The 3,080-nt window shown below is 71.2% G+C and carries 3 protein-coding genes; 1 reads left to right on the plus strand and 2 read right to left on the minus strand.

Going from position 1 to position 3,080, the window contains the following annotated elements; all coding sequences use genetic code 11:
- Positions 1-354 (plus strand): P1 family peptidase (locus ADY01_RS34475; protein ID WP_049580720.1); only part of this gene is annotated, 354 nt, incomplete at its 5' end.
- 243 nt (positions 355-597) lie between these two features.
- Here the strand turns inward: ADY01_RS34475 and ADY01_RS34480 are convergent.
- Both ADY01_RS34480 and ADY01_RS34485 read right to left on the minus strand, forming a co-directional pair.
- Complete coding sequence (locus tag ADY01_RS34480; RefSeq protein ID WP_049580721.1) at positions 598-2,124, minus strand: MFS transporter; 1,527 nt, start codon at positions 2,122-2,124, stop codon at positions 598-600.
- 135 nt (positions 2,125-2,259) lie between these two features.
- Complete coding sequence (locus ADY01_RS34485) at positions 2,260-2,904, minus strand: TetR/AcrR family transcriptional regulator (protein ID WP_049580722.1); 645 nt, start codon at positions 2,902-2,904, stop codon at positions 2,260-2,262.
- Positions 2,905-3,080 lie beyond the last annotated feature (176 nt).

Here is a 3,080-nt window from a genome sequence, read left to right on the forward strand (position 1 = left end):
GCGGGGGAGCGTCCCCCGCTGAACACCACGCTCGCCGTGGTGGCCACCGATGCGGCGCTCACCGTCGCCCAGGCGCGGAAGCTGGCCGGCACGGCGCACGACGGGCTGGCGCGGGCGATCCGCCCGGCGCATCTGATGACCGACGGTGACACGGTGTTCACGCTGGCCACCGGGGAACGGCCGGGCCCCGCCGGCCGGACGCCGATCGAGGCGGCGCTCGCGTTCAATGTGCTGCTGGCCGCCGGTGCCGATGTGCTGACCCGCGCGGTGGTGCGGGGGGTGCTGGCGGCGGATGGCGTGGAGACGCCGGGAGGCGTCTTCCCCGCCTACCGGGACCTCTACGGCGACCGCTGACCGACGGCCGACACACCGCCGACCGCCGACCGCCGCCCGCCGACCGAACCGGTGACCCCGGAGCGGCCGGGCGCGTCCGGGGACACCGGCCCCTTCATCGTGTGGCCGACCGCGTGCCCCCGGCAACCGGGCGGGCCCGGTGCTGCCCGCTCGACGACGGAACGCGGCCCCCGCAGCGGGTGCTGCGGGGGCCGCGCTCTCGGGTGGCCGCTGAGGGCCGGTGGGCCGGGTGGGTCCGGTGCGTCAGTGCACCATCACCGGGACGTGCTTGCCCTCCTCGGCACCCTCGCCGCCGGCGACGACGGCTCCGTGATCGCTCCCCTTGCTGTTGATCATGAGGCCGGAGAGCAGGGCCGAGCCCAGCAGGATGAAGAAGCCCCACCAGATGGCCGCGGAGTAGCCGTGGACCATCGAGTCGAACGTCAGCCGCTGCTGGTCGGTGGCCCCCGCCACGTGGTCGTTGAAGTACGACGTGGTGGCGCTGGCCGCGATGGTGTTGAGCAGGGCGGTGCCGATGGCGCCGCCGACCTGCTGCGACACGTTCACCATGGCCGAGGCCACGCCCGCGTCGGCAGGGCGGACCCGCTCGGTGGCCAGGCTCATCGCCGGCATGAACGAGGTGCCGAGCCCCAGGCCGAGCAGAACCGTCGCGGGCATGATCAGCATGGTGTAGGAGGTGTCCACGCTCAGCTGGGTCAGCATCAGCATGCCCACGGAGGCGACCAGGAAGCCGGGCACCATCAGGAGCCGCGGCGGGACACGGGTCACCAGGAGGGCGCCGATCTGGGTGGAGCCCACGATCATGCCCACCACCATCGGCAGGAACGCCAGGCCGGTCTCGACCGGCGAGTACCCCCGGACGATCTGGAGGTAGTACGTCAGGAAGAGGAACAGACCGAACATCGCGATGATCGCGAGGCCGAGCGAGGCGTAGGCACCGCCCCGGTTCCTGTCGGTGACCACGCGCAGCGGCAGCAGCGGGTTCTTCACCCGGGCCTCGACCACCACGAACAGCGTGAGCAGCACGGCCGAGGAGACGAACATGCCGACCGTCACCGACTCCGTCCAGTCCTCCTGCTCGGCGCGGGCGAATCCGTAGACCAGCGCGACCAGGCCCAGCGTGCCGAGCAGCAGGCCGGGAACGTCCAGCGGCGGGCGGCCGTGGGCGTCGCGGGGCTCGCGGATGTACAGCAGGGCGCCGATGGCGGCGACGGCGGCGAAGGGGATGTTCACGAAGAACGTCCAGCGCCAGTCCAGGTACTCGGTGAGCGTGCCGCCGAGCAGCAGGCCCACGGCGGCGCCGGCACCGGCGATGGCGCCGAAGACGCCGAACGCCTTGGCCCGCTCCTTCACGTCGGTGAACAGCACCGTCAGCAGCGACAGCGCGGCCGGCGCGAGCAGCGCGCCGAAGACGCCCTGGAGGGCGCGGGAGGCGTACATCATGGCCTCGTTCTGCGCGCCGCCGCCGAGGGCGGAGGCGAGCGCGAAGCCGATCAGGCCGATGACGAAGGCCCGGCGCCGTCCCCACAGGTCGGAGACGCGGCCGCCGAAGAGCAGCAGACCGCCGAAGGCCAGGGCGTAGGCGGTGATGATCCACTGCCGGTTGCCGTCGGATATGCCCAGGTCGACCTGGGCCGAGGGCATCGCGATGTTCACGATGGTGGCGTCGAGCACCACCATGAGTTGGGCCAGCGCGATGAAGATCAGCGCTTTCCAGCGCCGGGGGTCGAGAGCGCTGTGAGCGGGGCTCACCGCGGTTTCGGGTGGCATAGGGCTAGCTACCTCACGTGACGATGTAGGGCAAAAGGGATGGGCGAGGTGTCCTCGGAGTCAGTGGTGATGACTCGGAGAATCGCGATTACTCAGCGCCGCGGCCGTGACCGGGCGGAGGCGGTCAGTGGGCCGTCAGCAGAACTCGTCCTTGAGGTCGTGCAACGTGATCGCCGCGCCAGGAAGTTCGCTGCGCGACGGTGTCCTGAGTCCATCCAGGAAGATCTGTAGGTGGCGCCTGGTGAGAGCGTTGTCCACGCCCCGGGTCCCCGGGACGGTGGTGGTCAGCCGGGACACCGCGACCAGCAGGTCCCCGGCCCCGACATCCCGCCGCAGCTGACCGGACGCGTGCGCCTGGTCGATCAGCCGCTGCGTGACCCGGTGCATGCGCTCCCGGCTGGCGACGAGGCGCGCGTCCTCCGGATCGATCGCCGGGCCCAGCATCGGGCAGAGACCTCCGATCCGCTCCTCGGCGGCATCGAGAACCATGCGGCGCAGGGCCTCGAAGGGATCGCGCTCCTCCTCCAGGGTTCGCTGGGCCCGCTCGACGATGCGCTCATTCACATACAGGAGCACGTGGAACAGCAGCGACTCCCGGTCCGGGAAATGCCGGTAGAGCGTGGCATTCCCGACGCCGGCGCGTCGGGCGATGTCGTCGAAGGGCGCATGCGGCCCCTGCGCGGCAATGGCATCGCGGGCGGCCACCAGGATCCGCTCACGGTTGCGCATCGCATCAGCGCGCAACTGTGTGCGAGGGGTCGTGGAGGTGTCGCTCACCATGCCGCTCCCGTTGTTCCTGAACGCCGTCCGGCGCCCGGGTGAACAACCGGGGATCGAGTCCCCGGTTCGGACACTTCCCTCAACGGGGGGAGGGTCCCCGGTTATTTCGCGGCCCTTTGTGTTTCACGTCACAACCGACGGGCAACCCCGCCGCCCCCCGGAACACCCCACGAAAC

This window comes from Streptomyces sp. SBT349 (assembly GCF_001083795.1).
Taxonomy (GTDB): Bacteria; Actinomycetota; Actinomycetes; order Streptomycetales; family Streptomycetaceae; genus Streptomyces.